We start from the raw sequence: 19,536 nt of genomic DNA on the forward strand, positions 1-19,536 counted from the left end.
TCATGTTCGCGCATTGTGATGTGAACGCCTTCTATGCCAGCTGTCAGACCGCCTTCCGGCCAGACCTGAAGGGGCGGCCGGTGGTGGTGCTGTCGAACAACGACGGCTGCGTGATCGCCCGCTCGGCGGAGGCGAAGCCGTTTGTGAAAATGGGCGAACCCTACTTTAAGCAGAAGGCTGCGTTTCTTCGCCACGGCGTCGTGGCGTTTAGCAGTAATTATGAGCTGTATGCCGACATGTCCAGCCGGGTCATGGCCACCCTGGAAGAGCTCACCCCGCGCTGCGAAATTTACAGTATCGATGAGGCCTTTTGCGATGTCAGCGGTGTGCGTCATTGCAGAGATCTGACCGATTTTGGCCGCGAAATCCGCGCCACGGTGCTGCAGCGTACCCATCTGACGCTGGGCGTTGGCATCGCCCAGACCAAAACCCTGGCGAAGCTGGCCAACCACGCGGCGAAGCAGTGGCCGCGGCAGACGGGCGGGGTAGTGGACTTGTCCTGCCCGCAGCGGCAGCGAAAGCTGATGGCGCTGCTGCCGGTGAGCGAGGTCTGAGGCATCGGGCGGCGGATCGGCAAAAAGCTTGAAGCGATGGGGATCGGCACGGTACTCCAGCTGGCGGAGAGCGATATCCGCTTTATCCGCAAGCACTTCACGGTGGTGCTCGAACGAACGGTACGGGAGCTGCGCGGCGAGCCTTGCCTGGCGCTGGAGGAATTTGCCCCCGCTAAGCAGGAAATTATCTGCAGCCGCTCGTTCGGGGATCGGATTACGGCCTATGAGGATATGCGCCAGGCGATCTGCAGCTATGCCGCGCGGGCAGCAGAAAAGCTGCGCGGTGAGCATCAGTACTGCCGGTTCGTCTCCGCCTTTGTCAAAACCAGCCCCTTCGCGCTGAATGAACCCTATTACGGCAACAGCGCCTCGCTAAAGCTGCTGACGCCGACCCAGGACTCCCGGGATATTATCGCCGCGGCGACGAGCTGTCTGGATGCCATCTGGAAAGCGGGGCATCGCTATCAGAAGGCCGGCGTGATGCTCGGCGATTTCTACAGCCAGGGCGTCGCCCAGCTGAATCTGTTCGACGAGCTTGCTCCGCGGCACAACAGCGCCAGACTGATGCAGGTTCTCGATCAGCTGAATGCGAAAAACGGCAGGGGGGCGCTCTATTTTGCCGGCCAGGGGATCCAGCAGCAGTGGCAGATGAAGCGAGAGATGCTCTCGCCGCGCTACACCACGCGATACAGCGACCTGCTCCGCGTCAGATAACGCGCGCTATCCCTGCACCGCGGCCGGAAAAACCGCCGCCAGCCAGTCAATAAAGACGCGGAGCCGGGGCGGGACGTGCCGGTGCCGGGCATAGACAACGTGAAAAGGATAGGGGGCCGGGCGCCAGGCGCTGAGGATCTCCACCAGTTCGCCGCTCGCCAGCGCCGGTTTCAGCGAATAGGTAAAGGTCTGCACAATGCCTAAGCCCGCCTCGCCGGCGGCAATATGCGCGTTGCTCTCATTGATGCCGAGATGGGGCTCTGTCTTCAGCTCGGTGCTGACGCCGTGACGCGTAAAGCGAAACGGAAACGCTCTGCCGCTGGCCGGCGACAGATAGCTGATGAGCCGGTGGCCATGATGTAGTTCATCCGGCGAGGCGGGGGTGCCGTAGCGCTGAAGATAGCCCGGGGTGGCGCAGGTGACCAGCGTCGCCTCGCCGATTTTACGGGCGATCAGCGTCGAGTCTTCCATCGGACCGCCGCGGATGGCGCAGTCAATATTGCCGCTGATGAGGTCCGCGGGCTTATCGGCCACCTGCAAATCGATACGGATATCCGGCCAGGAGGTCATAAAGTCCGCCAGCAGCGGGATCAGCACATCGCACGCGGTCGACCCGCCGATGGCGATCCGTAGATGGCCCTTCGGCTTATTGCGGGCGGTATTGAAAGACGCGTCGATCTCTTCCAGGTCTTCCAGCAGACAGCGGGCTTTTTCATAGTACTCCCGTCCTTCCGGCGTCACGGTAATACGCCGCGTGGTGCGCTGCAGGAGGGAAACCCCAAGATGCGCTTCCAGTTGCTGAATGGTTTTGCTGAGGGTGGCGTTGGGCATATTCAGCGAGTCCGCGGCGCGGGTAAAGCTGCCGGCTTCGACAACGCGAGTGAAGGCTTTGAGAGCTGAAAACCGGTCCATTATTCGCTTTATCCTGGTTACTGGAGGTCATTATCCACCGAGGGGAAGAGTGTTTTTCAGATTAGGCCATTTTTCCGCCTCGCCGGGACGATTACAGTGCTTTCCATACCCGGCGGGGCGCGTTCGCGAGCCTGGCCTGTTTATACTCTAACCAAGGAAATGCACCATGAGCAAAAAACTTGCGGATAAAGTGGCGTTAGTCACCGGCGGCAGCGCCGGGATTGGCCTGGCGTCGGCGAAAGCACTGGCGGAGCAGGGCGCGAAGGTGTACATCACCGGCCGCCGTCAGGAGGAGCTGGATGCGGCGGTAAGATTCATCGGGCCCGCCGCCCGCGGGATCCGCGCCGACGCCGCCGTGTTAAGCGACCTTGACGCGGTATTTGCGACCATTGCCGAAGAGTCCGGCCGGATGGATGTGCTGTTCGCCAATGCCGGCGGCGGAGACATGCTGCCGCTGAGCGCCATCACCGAAGCGCACGTCGACCGGATTTTCGCCACCAACGTGCGCGGGGTGGTGTTCACCGTGCAAAAAGCGCTGCCGCTGCTCGCCGATGGCGCCTCGGTGATTTTGACCGGCTCTACGGCGGCGGTAAAAGGGACGGCTAACTTCAGCATCTATAGCGCCAGTAAGGCCGCGGTACGCAGCCTGGCGCGCTCCTGGGCGCTGGAGGTTAGCGACCGCGGGATCCGCATCAATGTGGTCAGCCCGGGGCCGGTACGTACCCCGGGTCTGGGAGGGCTGGTGGCGGAGGCGGACCGCCAGGGCTTGTTCGATGCTCTGGCGGCCGGCGTACCGCTCGGGCGGCTGGGCGAGCCGGAGGAGATTGGCCGGACGGTGGTATTTTTAGCGTCGGATGAGTCGAGCTTTATTAACGCCGCGGAGATCTATGTCGACGGCGGGCTGGCGCAAATCTAAGCGCCTGCCGTCGCCGCACCGATCTGACCGGGCAGAGGCGCTTTCAGCAGGGCGATCAGCAGCGTACTGCCCACCATGATCCCCGCCGCCAGCCACACCATTTCAGACAGGCCAGCTGAGGCGATCAGCTGGCCGCCGACAAACGCCCCGGTGCCGATGGCGGCATTAAAAATGGCCACGTAAATGGCTGACGCCGGCTGGGCGACCGCGCCCGCGCTGCGCAGCAGCCAGGTCTGTAAGCCGACGAACACAATCGCGATGCCGGTGCCCCACAGGGCTAACAGTAGCCCGCTAAAACAGAACGGCAGTGGCGCAAGACGGGCGGCGCCAAGGAGCGCCAGCGCGCCCCCGCTCAGCAGCAGCGCAGCGAAAATCAGCCCCTTCAGATGACGATCGATAAGCTTACCCGCGATAACGTTACCCAGCAGCCCGGAAACCCCTGACAGCAGCAGCAGGCCGGAGAGGGCGGTCGCCGGGACTCCCTGCAGATTTATCAGCAGCGGTTCAATGTAGGTGAAGGCGGCAAAGTGAGCGGTAATGATGCAGGCCGTGGCGCCATACAGGCCACCGAGCAGCGGATTGCGGAAGATATCGCGATAAACACGCAGCCTGACGGGGGCAGGGGCGGCCAGCGGGGGCAGCGTCGAGCACAGCACAGCAGCGGCGGCTAGTGACAGCAAGGCCATCGACATAAACGCGAGTCGCCAGCCCGCCAGGGTGGCGATAAAGCTCGCCAGCGGCACCCCCACTACGCTTGCCGCTGACACGCCGCCAAAAATGATCGCCGTGGCCAGCCCCAGCCGGTGCGGCGGCACCAGCTGCGCGGCGACAATGCCAATTAAGGCCCAGAAGGCGCCATGCGCCAGGGCGCCAATCATGCGGGCGCTCATCAGGGCGAACATCGAATAAGACCGGGTTGCGGCGAGGCAGGAAAGCGCGAGGATCAGCATCAGCCCGACCAGCAGCGCCTTGCGGGAAATACGCGTCGGCATTGCGCCGGAAAGCAGAGCCGCCAGGGCGCCTACCCATCCATAGGCGGTGACGGCGAGGCCCACGCCGGATTCCGTCTGGTGAAAATCCGCCGCCAGGGCGCTGAGCATGCCCACCGGCGCCAGTTCGCTGGTGACGATCGAAAAGGCGCAGATCCCGAGCGCAACGACGGCAATCCAGACGCGCGCCGGCGCCGGGTGGAGGGGTAAAGCAATCTCTTTCATATCAGGCGTATCCTTAGGAAAGGAGCGTTCCGCGCGGTGCACGGACGTTCAGGTGAGGAGAGAGCAGGCGATCGGATGGCCTGGTTGTCTCCGCGAATGGCGTGCAGTATCATCCCTGCGAAACTGATAAAAAAGAGCGGAAAACGGAGAGCCGTTTTCCATACATGGAAAATAGATGACCGCAGAATTCCACTGGGATGATGCTCGCATATTCCTCGCCATCGCCCGGGCGGGAACGCTGAGCGGCGCCGCCGACAAGATGAACATGGGGATTGCCACGGTCTCCCGCCGGCTGGATCGGCTGGAGCAGGCGTTGAACGTTCCGCTCTTCAGCCGCCATCAGAGCGGCTACCGCCTGACCGACGATGGCGAAGCCCTGCTCGCGCGGGCGGAGGCGCTGGAATACGCTGGCCTGGCGTTCGGCGAAGCGGCGCAACTGCAGGGGCATGTCGCCGGGGTTGTTCGCCTGGCCACCTCGGATAACCTGGCCACGCATTTTATTCTGCCCTCCCTGAAAGGGCTCCTGGACCATTATCCCGAGCTGCGGGTGGAGGTGCTGAGCGGCGTGCAGCCGGTGAACCTGCACCGTCGGGATGCCGATCTGGCGATCCGCATGGTCAAGCCTGAGGCCGGGCATCTGACGTTAAAGCGGCTGGGGACGGTGGGGTTTGGCGTCTATGGCGCCGCCGACTGTCTGGCCGGCGCGGACGGCCTGTCGCTGAGCGAGGCGGACTTTGTGGGGTGGACGGAAACTCACCAGCACCTGCCGGCCGCCCAATGGATCACGCGCACCCTGCGCGGCCGGCCGTGTAAAGTCGAAGCCAATACGCTCGTGGCCCAGGTTTCCGCAGTATCCGCGGGCCTCGGATTGGGCGTCCTGCCGCACTTTATGGCGCGGGCCAGCGGCCTGCAGTGCCTGCAGCCGGAGATCGGCGCGGATCAGACCCTCTGGCTGGTGATGCATTCTGACCTGGCCGGATCCAGACGCGTGCGGGTTCTCGCCGACCATCTCATCGCTCTCTTTGCGGACCATCAAGATCGGCTGGCGATGCCCTGAAGGGGCGCGGCTTGGGCGTGTATCGATAAGACTGCCCGAGGCTGACGAGCCACGATTTTCTCCGCGCCAGCTAACAGTGATACTCGCCGCGCAATATTCGGCCCAATGCTGCCCCGCAGTCGGAAATACTGCAGAGTGAGAGGATATCCCCGTCCGGCAAAATAATTTTGTGTTGTTGCCAGCGCGACATTGTTGCGCTCCCCCAGAAATGCCTGTCGATGTTAGGGTGAGACGTTTATCACCACAGGAGAACGCAAATGATTGTCAGGACCTGGCACGGCTGTGTGCCATTGCAACATGCTGAGGGGTTTGCCCGCCACCTCGAGCGGACCGGCGTGGAACACGCTCAGAGCATCGCCGGCAACCGGGGGGCGCTGGTGCGCCAGGAAAACCAGGGCGAATGGGCGCATTTCTTTCTTGCCACCTACTGGCAGGATCTCGCGGCGGTCAAAGCCTTCGCTGGCGAAGACTATCACGTCGCGGTCACCTATCCGGACGACGAAGCATTCGAACTCCTCTCCGACCCCTATGTGTTTCAGCATGAAGTCGAGGTCGTGTCGCCGCTGTAGGCTGATGACCGGGCAGGTGGAAGATTGGCCAGCAGCAGGCGGTTGCTGGCCGCGTGAGAGCGACGTCTACCTTGTATGGGCAGCCAGCCGCCGCTGGGTGAACGTGGCATGATGGGAACACTCAGCGCGTGAGGGCCGCGACAATGGAGGCTTCCATTTTCTCCGGCGTCGTGAACGGCGCAAAACGCGTGAGGGGTGTGCCGTCGCGACCGATGAGGAACTTGGTGAAATTCCACTTGATCCGTCCGCCGAGCACGCCGGGCAACGCTTGTTTCAGATAACGAAACAGCGGGTGTGCGGCGGGGCCGTTGACGTCCACTTTCTCAAACATCGGGAAGCTCACGCCGTAGTTAACGTGACAAGTCTGCTCGATTTCATCCGCACCGCCGGGTTCCTGCTTACCAAACTGGTTGCACGGGAAACCAAGCATTACCAGCCCCTGAGCCGCGTACTTTTTGTAGAGCGCTTCCAGGCCAGCGTATTGCGGTGTGAAGCCACAATGGCTGGCCGTATTCACCACCAGAACCACCTTGCCAGCATAGTCAGCCATGGAGAGGGGCTGGCCGCGCAGGCGGGTAGCCGTCAATTGATAAAAAGGGGTCATAGCAGGCTCCTGAGAGTAGAAACAGTTCAACGCTGACGATCGCGCGAATGTTTGAAGCAGATTAGGCAGTTATGATACACAGGGTTAGGGATTTGTACCTGGAGTGTTAAAAAAACGCCAGATGTCATAGAGAAAATCGCGAACAGGAACGGCTGAAAATGATGAAATATGTCTTATCGCTGGTGGTGGTGGCGATACTCGCAGGATGTACCAGCACGCCAAACTTGCCGCCTCGGGATACCATTGTGGCGATGAAACCCACAGAGTCCGGTATTGTCGCCAGCTCAGCGAAATACAGTTACCGCTTTGTCCGTGACGGTGTGCCTCAGGAATATCAGCGTTATAAGACCTTTTATGAACGCTTTCACCAACAGGCTTCCGGCGTGCGGGTTAACTTTGTCGTGGTACAACATGAGGTGACGGCGGAATATCTGGTGGTGATGGATCAGCGCAAACTGGATGCCGGGCAGCATAGCGAGCTGGTGAATCAGTATCATGCGGTGCAAATTGATAACGATCGCCTCGGGGTGTTGTTTAAAGCGACAGGATTTCGGACTGCATCGGACGCGTCAGATCTGGCCGCCGCCTACCAGTTAGCGCACCCCGTTGTGGTATCAATCAATGATAAGACCAAAACGATTAGCTCGCTTGGCGCCGTTGCCCTGGCCCCGTTGTTTCCGTTTTACATGATGTATGGATGTGCCACCGGGCCTTGTGTCTGAGGAAAACAGCCAGCAAGTCACTCGACTCACTGGCTGAGTATTTAATTAAGCTTCACTTTTAGATGACTGCTTGTGAAACAGTTCGCGGAATACCGGGTAGATATCCTCCTGGTCGCGAATATGCTGCATGGCGAAATTATCAAAGGTCGCCTGCAGGTGTTCATACTCGCGCCACAGGGTCTGATGCGCCCGGCGGGTAATTTCGATATAGCTGTAATAACGCACCACCGGCAGAATTTTCTTCGCCAGCAGTTCGTGGCACAGCGGGGAGTCATCGGCCCAGTTGTCGCCATCCGACGCCTGGGCGGCGTAGATGTTCCACTGCGCCGGGTCATAGCGGGCCTGCACTACTTCATCCATCAGCTTCAGGGCGCTGGAGACAATGGTGCCGCCGGTTTCCTGAGAATAGAAGAATTCGTGCTCATCCACCTCTTTTGCCTGGGTATGGTGGCGGATATAGACCACGTCGACGTTTTTATAAGTCCGGCTGAGGAACAGATACAGCAGGATATAAAAGCGCTTGGCCATGTCTTTGGTGGCCTGGTCCATCGAGCCTGAGACGTCCATCAGACAGAACATCACCGCCTGGCTGGAAGGCTCCGGCCGTTTTTCGTAATTTTTGTAGCGTAAGTCAAAGGTGTCGATAAACGGCACCCGCTCTATTTTAGCCCGCAGTTCGGCAATCTCTTTGCGCAGGCGCTCCTCCTCCAGCAGCTGCACCGGTTCGCTGCGGCTGATGGCTTCCAGATCCTCCTCCAGGGCGCGCAGTTCACGACGCTTGCCGGCGGTCATCGCCATACGGCGGGCCAGCGAGTTCTGCAGTGAACGTACCACGCTGATGTTGGCTGGCACCCCATTGGAGGTAAAACCCGCGCGATGGGTTTTAAACTCATTCAGCTGCCGGTGCTGGTTTTTCTTCAGGTTCGGCAGGGCCAGATCTTCAAATAACAGATCCAGGTATTCATCTTTCGAGATCTGGAAGACAAACTCATCCTTTCCTTCACCATCGGCGCTGGCTTGCCCCTGACCGCTACCGCCGCCGCCGCCACCGCCCTGCGGGCGCTCAATGCGGTCGTTTTGCACAAAATGGTCGTTGCCCGGGTGGACGCGGTTGCGCAGGCCGCCGCGACCCTGATGAAACATCGGCTCGTTGATATCGTCCGTCGGGATCGAGACGGATTCTCCGCTCTCAATATCGGTCACCGAGCGCTTGTTGATGGCCTCGGAGATCGACTGTTTAATCTGCGCCTTATAACGGCGCAAAAAGCGCTGGCGGTTGACGGCGCTTTTGTTTTTCCCGTTCAGGCGTCGGTCTATGAACCAGGTCATATGCCCTCCTGTACTGCATTAGCCAACTTTACTTATCATCATTCAGCTGCAGTTGACCCGGCGGCGTGCCGCCGGGTTGGACGCATCAGGACGATTTACGAACCCGCAGGTACCACTCGCACAGCAGGCGAACCTGTTTGCGGGTGTAGCCTTTCTCCATCATGCGGTCGACAAAGTCGTCATGTTTTTTCTGCTCATCGGTTGAGGTTTTGGCATTAAACGAAATGACCGGCAACAGCTCTTCGGTATTGGAGAACATTTTCTTCTCAATAACCGTGCGCAGTTTCTCATAGCTGGTCCAGTTCGGATTACGTCCGCTGTTGTTGGCTCTCGCACGCAGCACAAAGTTGACGATTTCGTTACGGAAGTCTTTCGGGTTGCTAATCCCGGCTGGCTTCTCAATTTTCTCCAGCTCGGCATTCAACGATTCACGGTCAAACAGCTGCCCGGTGTCCGGATCGCGGTATTCCTGATCCTGGATCCAGAAGTCAGCGTAGGTGACATAGCGATCGAAAATGTTCTGCCCATACTCGGAGTAGGATTCCAGATAAGCGGTCTGGATCTCTTTGCCGATAAACTCGGCGTATTTCGGGATCAGATAGCCTTTGAGGAATTCCAGATAGCGCTCGGCCTGCTCCTGTGGGAACTGTTCGCGCTCAATCTGCTGCTCCAGCACATAGAACAGATGCACCGGGTTAGCGGCCACCTCGACGTGGTCGAAGTTAAATACCCGAGACAGGATCTTAAAGGCAAAGCGGGTGGAGAGCCCGTTCATCCCTTCATCAACCCCGGCGTAATCGCGATACTCCTGATAGGACTTCGCTTTCGGGTCGGTATCTTTCAGACTTTCGCCGTCATAGACCCGCATCTTCGAGTAGATGCTCGAGTTTTCCGGCTCTTTAAGGCGCGACAGAATCGAAAAGCGCGCCAGCGTTTCCAGGGTGCCCGGGGCGCAGGGCGCATGGGTCAGCTCACTGTTGTTGAGCAGTTTTTCATAGATGCGGATCTCTTCGGAGATACGCAGGCAATAAGGCACCTTGACGATATAGACGCGGTCGAGGAAGGCCTCATTGTTCTTGTTATTACGGAAGGTCACCCATTCCGATTCGTTGGAGTGAGCAAGGATGATCCCGTTAAACGGCAGGGCGGAGATCCCTTCGGTGCCGTTATAGTTACCTTCCTGGGTGGCGGTCAGCAGCGGATGCAGCACCTTAATCGGCGCTTTAAACATCTCGACGAACTCCATAATCCCCTGGTTGGCGCGGCACAGCGCACCGGAGTAGCCGTAGGCGTCCGGGTCGTTCTGCGCATAGTGTTCCAGCTTACGGATATCCACCTTACCGACCAGCGCTGAAATATCCTGGTTGTTTTCATCACCCGGTTCGGTTTTGGCGATGGCAACCTGCTCGAGAATCGATGGCCAGACTTTAACCACGCGGAATTTAGTGATATCGCCGCCAAACTCGTGCAGGCGCTTGGCCGCCCACGGCGACATAATGGTGCCGAGATAGCGGGTCGGGATGCCGTACTCTTTCTGGAGGATCTGCGCATCTTCCTGCGGATTGAACAGGCACAGCGGGTGATCGTTGACCGGACTGCGTTCGCCGTTGGCGCTCAGCACATAGATGGGCACGCGCTGCATCAGCGCTTTCAGCCGTTCAGCCAGCGACGATTTACCACCGCCCACCGGCCCCAGCAGATAGAGGATCTGTTTCTTCTCTTCCAGCCCCTGGGCGGCATGCTTGAGGTAGGAAACGATCTGCTCAATGGCGTCTTCCATACCGTAAAACTCTTCAAATGCCGGATAGCGTGCGATAACCCGGTTTGAAAAGAGACGGGATAGCCGCGGCTCGAGAGCCGTATCAACCATGACGGGTTCACCAATGGCCATCAACAGACGTTCTGCCGCATTGGCATAGGCACTGCGATCTTGCCGGCAGATGGTAAGAAACTCCAGCAGTGTGAACTCTTCGTCCTTGGCAGCTTCGTAGCGCTGGCGATAGTGATCGAATATATTCATGGCATGCCGTCCTTTCGTTTTTTAGCACAGGTTGAGAGCCGTTCATATGAATAGTGGGGGCCCCCGGAAGACATAAGCTGAACATCGCTCTCCTGGTATCCAGCAACCCTTATGCCAGGTTGCGGGTGGGGTAGCGTGAATGTGCCCGGCAATTACACCTTCTAAATTTAAGCGTAGATGCATTTAGAAATCTTGCATGGCGCAGAAAATCAATTTCAATGACATATCAATAACTCATCCTGAACATGACGCTTTTTGATTCGTTGGGACGCAAAGTTGTCATCGGGCTGTCACCGGATGGTAAGAGAAGGGTGGCAAAGTGAACGATTTGTGTCATATCGGGTAAAGAATTTGAGGCATGAGACCTACGACGGTACACTGCACGGGCTGATTATTTGACAACGGGAATATGGATTGTGACTAAAATCAAACTTCTGGCACTCGGCGTGCTGATAGCGACGTCCGCCAGCGCGGCGCATGCCGACGGGAAGTTCACTCTTGGGGCTGGCGTAGGGGTCGTTGAGCATCCGTATAAGCAATATGATGCGGATGTCTATCCGGTGCCGGTCATTAGTTATGAGAGCGAAAACTTCTGGTTCCACGGTCTGGGCGGGGGTTACTACCTGTGGAATGACACCAACGATAAACTGTCGATTACGGCCTACTGGTCGCCAATGTACTTCAAGCCGGGCGACAGCGACAGCGAGCAGATGCGTCGACTGGATAAACGTAAATCGACCGTGATGGCCGGTCTTTCTTATGTCCACAACACGCCCTATGGCTTCCTGCGCACGACGATTGCCGGCGATACGCTGGATAACAGCAACGGTATTAACTGGGATCTCGCCTGGCTGTACCGTTACACCAACGGTAACCTGACGCTGACGCCGGGTATTGGCGTGGAGTGGAACAGCGACAATCAGAACGAATACTACTATGGCGTCTCCCGGCACGAGTCGCGCCGCAGCGGCATGCGCAGCTATGACCCGGACAGTAGCTGGAACCCGTATCTGGAACTGTCGGCTAACTATCGCTTCCTTGGTGACTGGAGCGTTTACGGCGTGGCGCGCTACACGCGTCTGTCGGATGAAATTACCGACAGTCCGATGGTGGATAAATCCTGGAGCGGTCTGATCTCCACCGGGATCACCTACACCTTCTGATTGTGCATTCTTACAGTGCGCTTCATGCATCAAAACAGGGCCTTGCGCCCTGTTTTGCTTTATGGTGGTGCATACGGTTAAGGAGGAGAAGATGGTGAAAAAAACAGTACGCTTCGGCGAGCAGGCGGCAGTGCCGGCCATCGGGCTGGGCACCTGGTATATGGGCGAACATGCGGCGCAGCGTCAGCAGGAAGTGGCTGCACTGCGGGCGGGCATCGACCATGGACTGACGGTGATCGATACGGCGGAAATGTACGCCGACGGCGGGGCGGAGGAAGTGGTGGGCCAGGCGATCCGCGGTCTGCGCGACCGGGTAGTGCTGGTCTCCAAAGTCTATCCCTGGCATGCCGGCAAAGCGGCGATGCACCGCGCCTGTGAAAACAGCCTGCGCCGGCTGCAGACCGACTATCTCGATATGTATCTCCTGCACTGGCGCGGGGATATCCCGCTGCAGGAGACGGTTGAGGCGATGGAGAAGCTGGTGGCCGAGGGCAAGATCCGCCGCTGGGGCGTCTCTAATCTGGACACCGAGGATATGCAGGCGCTGTGGCGGACGGCGGATGGCGAGCACTGTGCAACCAACCAGGTGCTCTACCATCTCGCATCGCGGGGCATTGAATACGATCTCCTGCCCTGGTGCCAGCAGCACAGTCTGCCGGTGATGGCCTACTGCCCGCTGGCGCAGGCGGGGCGCTTACGCGATGGACTTTTTCAGCATAGCGATATCATTAATATGGCTAACGCGCGGGGGATTACGGTAGCGCAACTGCTGCTCGCTTGGGTGATTCGTCATCAGGGAGTGCTGGCGATCCCGAAAGCGGCCAGTATTGAGCATGTGGTGCAGAATGCCGCAGCGCTCGACATCGTCCTTAGTGGGGAAGAGCTCGCGCAGCTGGACCGTCTCTATCCGCCGCCGCAGCGAAAAACCCGGCTGGATATGGTTTAACCCATCGTTCACGGCAAAGAAAAACAAAAGCCCCGTTACCAACGGGGCTTTTGCTATTAGCGTTTTTTCACGCTGATGGTTTGCGCCAGGCGAGAGGGCGTCTCTTCGCTGGCTTTCTGCGGCTGGGTTACGCAGCAGGTTTCGACGCAAACGAAGGTTTTGTAGCCATCGTCCGGCATATCGCCCATGCTGACGGACAGCGCCGGGCCCGGGTTCCAGGCCACCACATTGTGCTGATGATGGTGCACCACGTCGATAGTGCGGTTTAGCGCGTCGTCATGGATCACGCTGCAGCTGTCGGCGTTGAGATAGACGCGATCGGTGCGGTCAGGGAAGGTCTGCACGCCGTTGCTCAGAACGCCTTCTTCGGCATTGTTCACTTTATCGATATAGCGCTCGCCAAGACCGCTCACCTTCACCGCCGCGATATCGCCGACGTTGAAATAGCTGTGCAGGGCAGAGGTGGTCTCGAATTCACCGTGGGCTTCCAGCTCGATTTCACAGGTCTTGCCCAGCTTAAAGCGGGCATAGAGGGTGAACTCGTGCGGCCAGAGCTTCATGGTTTCAGCGCTGTGCTGGAGCGCAAAGGTCAACATTACGCCGCTGTCGTCTTCGTCATGACCTTCCAGGGTCCATGGCAGATTGCGGGCAAAGCCGTGCGACGGCAGACCTTGCTGCGCAGAAGGACCAAACCAGGGCCAGCAAATCGGCACGCCGCCGCGCAGGGCGACGCCCTGTTTAAACGGGGTGTTGTTGCTCAGCCACAGAACTTCTTCTTCACCGGCGGGTTTCCAGGAGAGCAGGTGCGCCCCCTGCAGCGCCACAGAGGCTTTCACCTGCGGATGGTCGATGACAATCAGCTCCAGGTCGTCCAGCTGGCGACGGGAGATCACGGGAGAAATGGTTTCATTCACCGGGAGAGCAAAAATTTTATTTATCATTGTGCAATCCTATCTCTGCAGACAAAAAAAAGAGCGACCGAAGTCGCTCTTACAGATTACTTTTTCATCTCAACTTATTTGGAGATGTGGGCAATCAGATCCAGAACTTTGTTGGAGTAGCCGGTTTCGTTGTCGTACCAGGAAACCAGTTTCACGAAGTTGTCGTTCAGTGCGATACCCGCTTTAGCATCGAACACGGAAGTGCAAACTTCGCCGTTGAAGTCGGTAGAAACAACGTCGTCTTCGGTGTAACCCAGAACGCCTTTCATAGCGCCTTCAGAAGCGGCTTTGATGGCTTTCTTGATTTCTTCGTAGGACGCTGCTTTTTCCAGACGAACGGTCAGGTCAACAACAGATACGTTCGGAGTCGGAACGCGGAACGCCATACCGGTCAGTTTGCCGTTTAGTTCTGGCAGTACTTTACCTACTGCTTTAGCAGCGCCGGTAGAGGACGGGATGATGTTTTGAGCTGCGCCGCGGCCGCCGCGCCAGTCTTTGTGAGACGGGCCATCAACGGTTTTCTGAGTAGCGGTGGTAGCGTGGACGGTGGTCATCAGGCCTTCAACGATACCGAAGTTGTCGTTGATAACTTTAGCCAGCGGCGCCAGGCAGTTGGTGGTGCAGGAAGCGTTGGAAACGATGTCCTGGCCAGCGTAAGCGTCGAAGTTAGCGCCGCGAACGAACATCGGAGTGTTGTCTTTGGACGGGCCAGTCAGAACGACTTTTTTCGCGCCAGCGGTGATGTGTTTACGAGCGGTTTCGTCGGTCAGGAAGATACCGGTTGCTTCAGCAACAACGTCAACACCAACTTCGTCCCACTTCAGGTTAGCCGGGTCACGTTCAGCGGTAACACGGATTTTTTTACCGTTAACGACCAGATGACCGTCTTTCACTTCAACGGTACCGTCGAAACGACCGTGAGTGGAGTCATACTTCAGCATGTAAGCCATGTACTCTGCGTCTAACAGGTCGTTGATTGCAACGATCTCGATGTCAGAACGTTTCTGAGCAGCACGGAAAACAATGCGACCGATACGGCCAAAACCGTTGATACCTACTTTGATAGTCATATATTCCACCAGCTATTTGTTAGTGAATAAAAGGTTGCCTGTAAAATTACAAAAACCTTACGCAGCGTCAAGCGGAATCGTGTCAATCATTGCGACAAATCAATCCTGAGCAGACCTTTGCGCGATTGATTTGCCTCACTTTCCCTTTGAGCCCAATTCCATATGGGGGCTGCGCGCGGAATTTTAAAGGGCATTTAAGATAAAAACGTGATTTAAGTCACAATTATCTGGCTGCCTGTGGGCACCGGATAAGTTTAGAACAAAAGTGTACGCTTCATTGTTAATGTTTTGTTAGAATTGGAGCGAAAGTAGTCCATTGCAAAGCGAGATGTAAGCCCATGGCGAATAAACCCACCCCGGAAGAGCTGAAAAATGGCTTGAGCGAAATGCAGTTTTACGTGACGCAGCATCATGGCACCGAACCGCCTTTCACCGGACGGCTGTTGCACAACAAGAAAAATGGCGTGTACCACTGCCTGGTGTGCGATGCGCCGCTGTTTAACTCCCAGACTAAATACGACTCCGGCTGCGGCTGGCCGAGCTTCTACGAGCCGGTAAGCGCGGAGGCCATTCGCTATCTGACCGACAATTCGCACGGCATGCAGCGCATTGAGATCCGTTGCGGAAACTGTGATGCCCATCTCGGCCACGTGTTTCCGGATGGTCCGCAGCCGACCGGCGAGCGCTATTGTGTCAACTCGGCATCGCTGAGCTTCACCGATGAGCAAAATGGCGAGCAAATCAAGGGTTGAAGAAACGATTCAGCAAATTATTCCAGGCGGAGGTGAGCGGAAGATGGATATTGAGCAAATTATCGACAGTATGACGCCGGAAGTGTATCAGCGTCTGGCGACGGCGGTAGAGCTGGGAAAATGGCCGGATGGCGTCGCGCTGACGCCGGAGCAGAAGGAAAATAGCCTGCAGCTGGTGATGCTCTGGCAGGCCCGGTATAACACCGACGCCCAGCACATGACCATCGACACCAGCGGGCAGATGGTAATGAAGAGCAAACAGCAGCTGAAAGAGGATTTTGGCATCGTGCCGAAGCCGATCGCCACCGTTAAACTGCAATAAACCGCCGGCCGGCGGTGAGACGTTCCGGCGTCGGGTAACCGCGCGCCGGATGGCGTCATGTTGAATGACCGCGTCCGGCGGTCAGCCGCTTCGCTTACTTTTTGTTCATCATCGCTTTCAGATCGGCAAACGGGTTGTAGGTGGCCTCGCCGACGCTCTTTTGCGCATCTTCCCCTGCCACCACCGTGGAGCCATACTGATCGGCTTCGGTGTACTTGGAATGTTCGTGATCGTGACAGTACAGGCACAACATCTCCCAGTTGCTGCCATCTTCCGGGTTATTGGAGTGGTCGTGATCGATGTGGTGCACCGTCAGCTCGCGCAGATTGGAGTAGACAAACTCCCGTGAGCAGCGTCCGCACACCCAGGGAAAAAGCTTGAGCGCCTTTTCGCGGTAACCCACTTCCAGACGTGCGTAATTTTTGGGGATATAGGCCATGGCCCCCTGCCTCCTGTCAAACGGTTAAGCTGCGCCAACCCCTGGCGCAGCGGATAACAGGCATCATAACCTATCCCGGGCGGCGCGATATACCTGCATTGCAGGCGATGCTGCCTGCGTCACGCCTCCCGGTGCCGACGATGCGGCGGAACAGCCATGATTAGTGTTTGATCCCCAGCGATTCCGCCAGCTGACGGGCCAGCTGATTCTGGTCATCGGCGCCATATTCCCAGAACATGGCCCCGGCGAGGCCCTTCGCCTTGATATAGTCCGCCTTAATGGCTACCGAGCGCGGGTTCTCATAGGAGAGGGCGAACAGCGGCTTGCCCTCCGCGGACTGCACCGACAGCCACGGAACCTTCGCCTCATCGTCCCAGTGCTCGGTAAAACGCTTTTGCGGATCGTTGAGCAGTTTGCCCACGATATCATTGTATTTCACGTAGGTGTCTTTGCTCAGGTCATAGCCCAGCGAGGCAAACAGCGCGATCTGTTGTGGCCCAAAATAGGGCTGGGTGACCGGATTGTTTTGCGCATCCGCTTTCGTCCAGTCAATCCCCGGCTCGACCGCCCGTTTCGGTACCCGGCCATAAAAACCAATCCCGAGGTTCATCTGGCTGGGTTTAAGCCCGGCGGCCAGGTAATTGTTGACCACAAAATCGGCGCTGTATTTATCCGCTGCGGCGACCGTCGGCCAGTGGCTGGAGTCATACAGATTCGAGTTGAAGTACTGCGTGCCGTAGGCCATGTCGTAGGTCATCAGGTTGATGTAGTTCAGCACCGGGGCCACCGCTTTGACGTCCACCCAGCTTTTCGGGCTCTCGGCATTGGCGCCCACGGCGATAGTCACCAGCTTTTGCTCACCGACTGCCTCACGCAGCGATTTCAGCAGGGCAGTGAAGTTGTCGCGGTCAGCCGGCTGGCTGGCCACCAGTCCCCAGGCGCCGTTGACCGGAAACTCCCAGTCGAGGTCAATGCCGTCCAGACCATATTGCTGGATGATTTTCTGCGCGGAACGAATAAAGACGGCGCGACTTTCTGCGGTCGCCGCCGCGCCGGAGAAACCACGCGCGCCCCAGCCGCCGACCGACAGCAGGACTTTGAGGTCCGGATTCTGTTTACGCAGGGCGCACCTTCGGCGACAGCCAGATCTCGTGCAGATGAGCAGGATCCTTCAGGGCCGCATTGGTCTCGTCTTTTTCATCGTTATAGATAAGGCCAAACGAGTAGTTGAGATGGGTGATCTGCCGGACGTCCAGCTTATCGATATCACCGCCCGGCCCGGCGGTGACGTCGCCGCCGCCGTTAAAATAGCCGACGGACATCAGCGGTTGGGCAGAGAGCGCGGAAGCGCAAAGCAAGGGCAAAGCTGCCAGCAAGGGCAAACGTTTCATAGTGGTTCCTCTTTGACATAAAAATAACCACGCCACGGAAATGGCGTGGCGAAAAAACAGCCTTGCCAGACTAGCAGCAATAACCTGTTGAAACTGCGAGAGAGTTCAATTTATGGACAATAGCGAGGCGGCAGAAGAAGACCCGGCGCGAGGGCGCCGGGGGGGAGGGATCAGGCCTGAGTTTCCCGCCAGTCGTCGAGGGTATAGAGCGTGGCGCCCGCGGCGGCCATCTCCATAAACGCCTGGCTGCTGTCCTGCGGCTGCAGATTTACGCCGCGACAGCCGTCGGTGATGACGTTGACCGCGTAGCCCAGCGCCAGGGCATCCAGCACGGTGAACTTAACGCAGTAATCGGTGGCGAGGCCGAGAACGGTCAGCTCCACGATCCCCTGACCACGCAGCCAGCCGTCCAGTTCGGTTTTCTGCCGGTGACCGTTGTCAAAGAAAGCGCTATAGCTGTCGATGATCCGGTTTTGCCCTTTGTGGAACACAGCGGCGATCGCCTGCTGCTTGAGCAGCGGATGCAGCGCCGCGCCTTCGCTGTGCTGCACGCAGTGATCCGGCCAGAAAGTTTGCGCCAGGCCGTCCAGCTCGCCCTCGGTGTAGGGTTCCACCTGGTGCTGGCTGGCGAAACTGCCGTGATCCGCCGGATGCCAGTCCTGGCTGGCGACGATGGGCTCGCCGCGCGCCAGGCTCCAGTCGATAAGCGCATTGGCTACCTCGACGGTACTGTCGCCTTCTGGAACCGCCAGCGCGCCGCCGGTGCAAAAGTCGTTCTGCAAATCAACCAGTAACAGCGCTCGATGTGCCATACGTCCTCCTTAAGCCTCGTCGGGGGTGAGTTCGCCACGCAGATTTTGCTGCATCGCCGCGCGAATGGCGTCAACGTCCAGCTGCTGGCTAAGCAGATAGTGTAGCTTGGTCAGCGTCGCTTCCACCGTCATATCGAAACCACTGATGACCCCCGCCTGGGCGAGGGCGTTGCCGGTGGCATAGTCGCCCATGTTCACCTTTCCGGACATGCACTGCGTCAGATTGACCACCACAATACCGCGCTGGCTGGCTTCCGCCAGCACCTGAATAAACTCGCCATTCTGTGGGGCATTGCCGACGCCATAGGAGCGGAGGATCAGCGCTTTCACCGGTTGGCGCAGAAAAATACGCACCACGTCGGCGGAGATGCCGGGGTAAATCGTCACCACGCCAATCGGCTGCGGAGTGATGGGGTGCACGATAAGCTCTCCGCTACCCTGCGGCGCCGGCGGAGTACCGAGACGGCGAATATGGATCCCGGCCTCCAGCAGCGGGGCAAGATTTGGCGAGGCGAAAGCGTCGAAGCCGTCGGCATGGGCTTTGGTGGTGCGGTTGCCGCGGAACAGTCGATTGTTGAAGAACAGCGCCACTTCGTTAATCGGATAGTTGGCGGCGACGTACAGGGCGTTGAGCAGGTTAATCTGACCATCGGAACGCAGCTCGGCCAGCGGAATTTGTGACCCTGTCACAATGACCGGCTTGCCAAGGTTTTCCAGCATGAACGACAGCGCCGAGGCGGTAAACGCCATGGTGTCGGTTCCGTGGAGGATCACAAAGCCATCATACTCCTCATAATGGCTGCGGATATCGTCGGCGATGTGCTGCCAGTCCTCGGGGGTCATATCGGATGAATCCATCAGCGGATGGTATTCATGGATCGTGAAGTCCGGCATCTCCGGACGATGGAACTCCGGCATCAGCGCCAGCTGACGCTGCAGATGGCCGGAAACGGGTACATAGCCGTGTTCAGAGCGCTGCATACCGATGGTCCCACCGGTGTAGGCAACGTAAATCGATTTTTTTTGCATAGCATCGCTTAGGTTGGTCGTAGACAGGCGCAGTATAAAGAGACGCAGGAAAAAATACAG

19 protein-coding genes and 2 pseudogenes are annotated in these 19,536 nt (G+C 58.1%); 9 read left to right on the plus strand and 12 right to left on the minus strand.

Going from position 1 to position 19,536, the window contains the following annotated elements; genetic code table 11:
* Positions 1-2: 2 nt before the first annotated feature.
* Positions 3-1,268: pseudogene (locus DR88_RS0125530) on the plus strand (Y-family DNA polymerase).
* 6 nt (positions 1,269-1,274) lie between these two features.
* On the opposite strand, the gene DR88_RS16470 reads toward DR88_RS0125530, so the two are convergent.
* Positions 1,275-2,180, minus strand: coding sequence for a LysR family transcriptional regulator (locus DR88_RS16470; RefSeq protein WP_004140447.1), 906 nt, complete (start codon positions 2,178-2,180; stop codon positions 1,275-1,277).
* Positions 2,181-2,346: 166 nt separating this feature from the next.
* Here DR88_RS16470 and DR88_RS16465 point away from each other — a divergent pair, with 166 nt between their 5' ends.
* Positions 2,347-3,096, plus strand: coding sequence for an SDR family oxidoreductase (locus DR88_RS16465; RefSeq protein WP_025862075.1), 750 nt, complete (start codon positions 2,347-2,349; stop codon positions 3,094-3,096).
* On the opposite strand, the gene DR88_RS16460 is transcribed toward DR88_RS16465, so the two are convergent.
* Positions 3,093-4,310: an MFS transporter gene (locus DR88_RS16460; RefSeq protein WP_032431705.1), complete on the minus strand. Its 1,218-nt coding sequence runs from the start codon at positions 4,308-4,310 to the stop codon at positions 3,093-3,095. The genes DR88_RS16465 and DR88_RS16460 overlap by 4 nt on opposite strands.
* 175 nt (positions 4,311-4,485) lie before the next feature.
* On the opposite strand from DR88_RS16460, the gene DR88_RS16455 reads away from it, so the two are divergent.
* Positions 4,486-5,367 (plus strand): LysR family transcriptional regulator, encoded by an 882-nt coding sequence (locus tag DR88_RS16455; protein WP_032443849.1) that lies wholly within the window; start codon positions 4,486-4,488, stop codon positions 5,365-5,367.
* A gap of 70 nt (positions 5,368-5,437) precedes the next feature.
* On the opposite strand, the gene DR88_RS30555 is transcribed toward DR88_RS16455, so the two are convergent.
* The gene (locus DR88_RS30555) at positions 5,438-5,557 is read right to left on the minus strand and encodes a hypothetical protein (RefSeq protein WP_032443850.1); all 120 of its coding nucleotides are present in this window, start codon (positions 5,555-5,557) and stop codon (positions 5,438-5,440) included.
* Positions 5,558-5,624: 67 nt separating this feature from the next.
* On the opposite strand from DR88_RS30555, the gene DR88_RS16450 reads away from it, so the two are divergent.
* The gene (locus DR88_RS16450; RefSeq protein ID WP_004179388.1) at positions 5,625-5,936 is read left to right on the plus strand and encodes a hypothetical protein; all 312 of its coding nucleotides are present in this window, start codon (positions 5,625-5,627) and stop codon (positions 5,934-5,936) included.
* Positions 5,937-6,057: 121 nt separating this feature from the next.
* On the opposite strand, the gene DR88_RS16445 is transcribed toward DR88_RS16450, so the two are convergent.
* A complete protein-coding gene (locus tag DR88_RS16445; protein ID WP_020804428.1) occupies positions 6,058-6,540 on the minus strand; it encodes a glutathione peroxidase in 483 nt (160 codons plus the stop codon).
* A 158-nt stretch (positions 6,541-6,698) separates the two neighbouring features.
* Between DR88_RS16445 and DR88_RS16440 the strand changes: the two genes are divergently transcribed.
* A complete protein-coding gene (locus DR88_RS16440) occupies positions 6,699-7,262 on the plus strand; it encodes a hypothetical protein (protein ID WP_025862076.1) in 564 nt (187 codons plus the stop codon).
* Between the two features lie 45 nt (positions 7,263-7,307).
* Here DR88_RS16440 and DR88_RS16435 read toward each other — a convergent pair whose 3' ends face one another.
* Both DR88_RS16435 and yeaG read right to left on the minus strand, forming a co-directional pair.
* Entirely contained in the window at positions 7,308-8,591 is a 1,284-nt protein-coding gene (locus DR88_RS16435) for a YeaH/YhbH family protein (RefSeq protein ID WP_004148050.1), read from the minus strand.
* A gap of 85 nt (positions 8,592-8,676) precedes the next feature.
* Positions 8,677-10,611, minus strand: a complete 1,935-nt coding sequence (gene yeaG, locus DR88_RS16430; RefSeq protein ID WP_004148051.1) for a protein kinase YeaG — start codon at positions 10,609-10,611, stop codon at positions 8,677-8,679.
* Between the two features lie 416 nt (positions 10,612-11,027).
* Between yeaG and DR88_RS16425 the strand changes: the two genes are divergently transcribed.
* Together DR88_RS16425 and DR88_RS16420 are read left to right on the plus strand one after the other, a co-directional pair.
* A complete protein-coding gene (locus DR88_RS16425) occupies positions 11,028-11,774 on the plus strand; it encodes a MipA/OmpV family protein (RefSeq protein ID WP_002901236.1) in 747 nt (248 codons plus the stop codon).
* A 91-nt stretch (positions 11,775-11,865) separates the two neighbouring features.
* On the plus strand, positions 11,866-12,720 hold the full coding sequence (locus tag DR88_RS16420; protein ID WP_004148053.1) for an aldo/keto reductase: 855 nt from the start codon (positions 11,866-11,868) through the stop codon (positions 12,718-12,720).
* Positions 12,721-12,776: 56 nt separating this feature from the next.
* Here the strand turns inward: DR88_RS16420 and DR88_RS16415 are convergent, their stop codons facing one another.
* Both DR88_RS16415 and gapA read right to left on the minus strand, forming a co-directional pair.
* Positions 12,777-13,661 carry a D-hexose-6-phosphate mutarotase gene (locus DR88_RS16415; RefSeq protein ID WP_002901240.1) on the minus strand — a complete coding sequence of 295 codons (885 nt, stop codon included), beginning with the start codon at positions 13,659-13,661 and terminating at the stop codon, positions 12,777-12,779.
* 74 nt (positions 13,662-13,735) lie between these two features.
* On the minus strand, positions 13,736-14,731 hold the full coding sequence (gapA, locus tag DR88_RS16410) for a glyceraldehyde-3-phosphate dehydrogenase (RefSeq protein WP_002901243.1): 996 nt from the start codon (positions 14,729-14,731) through the stop codon (positions 13,736-13,738).
* 338 nt (positions 14,732-15,069) lie between these two features.
* Here gapA and msrB point away from each other — a divergent pair, with 338 nt between their 5' ends.
* Entirely contained in the window at positions 15,070-15,483 is a 414-nt protein-coding gene (gene msrB, locus DR88_RS16405) for a peptide-methionine (R)-S-oxide reductase MsrB (protein WP_002901246.1), read from the plus strand.
* A 43-nt stretch (positions 15,484-15,526) separates the two neighbouring features.
* Complete coding sequence (locus tag DR88_RS16400) at positions 15,527-15,805, plus strand: YeaC family protein (RefSeq protein WP_002901249.1); 279 nt, start codon at positions 15,527-15,529, stop codon at positions 15,803-15,805.
* A 94-nt stretch (positions 15,806-15,899) separates the two neighbouring features.
* Here DR88_RS16400 and yajD read toward each other — a convergent pair whose 3' ends face one another.
* The 4 genes and pseudogenes from yajD to ansA all read right to left on the minus strand — a co-directional run bounded on the left by yajD (position 15,900) and on the right by ansA (position 19,476).
* Entirely contained in the window at positions 15,900-16,244 is a 345-nt protein-coding gene (yajD, locus tag DR88_RS16395) for an HNH nuclease YajD (protein ID WP_002901254.1), read from the minus strand.
* Positions 16,245-16,404: 160 nt separating this feature from the next.
* Positions 16,405-17,635, minus strand: a pseudogene (gene chiD, locus DR88_RS0125540) (chitinase ChiD).
* Between the two features lie 170 nt (positions 17,636-17,805).
* Complete coding sequence (gene pncA / locus DR88_RS16390; RefSeq protein WP_025862078.1) at positions 17,806-18,447, minus strand: bifunctional nicotinamidase/pyrazinamidase; 642 nt, start codon at positions 18,445-18,447, stop codon at positions 17,806-17,808.
* Between the two features lie 9 nt (positions 18,448-18,456).
* Positions 18,457-19,476, minus strand: a complete 1,020-nt coding sequence (gene ansA, locus DR88_RS16385) for an asparaginase (protein WP_004148060.1) — start codon at positions 19,474-19,476, stop codon at positions 18,457-18,459.
* Positions 19,477-19,536 lie beyond the last annotated feature (60 nt).

It is taken from the genome of Klebsiella pneumoniae (assembly GCF_000742135.1).
In the GTDB taxonomy this organism is placed as follows: domain Bacteria; phylum Pseudomonadota; class Gammaproteobacteria; order Enterobacterales; family Enterobacteriaceae; genus Klebsiella; species Klebsiella pneumoniae.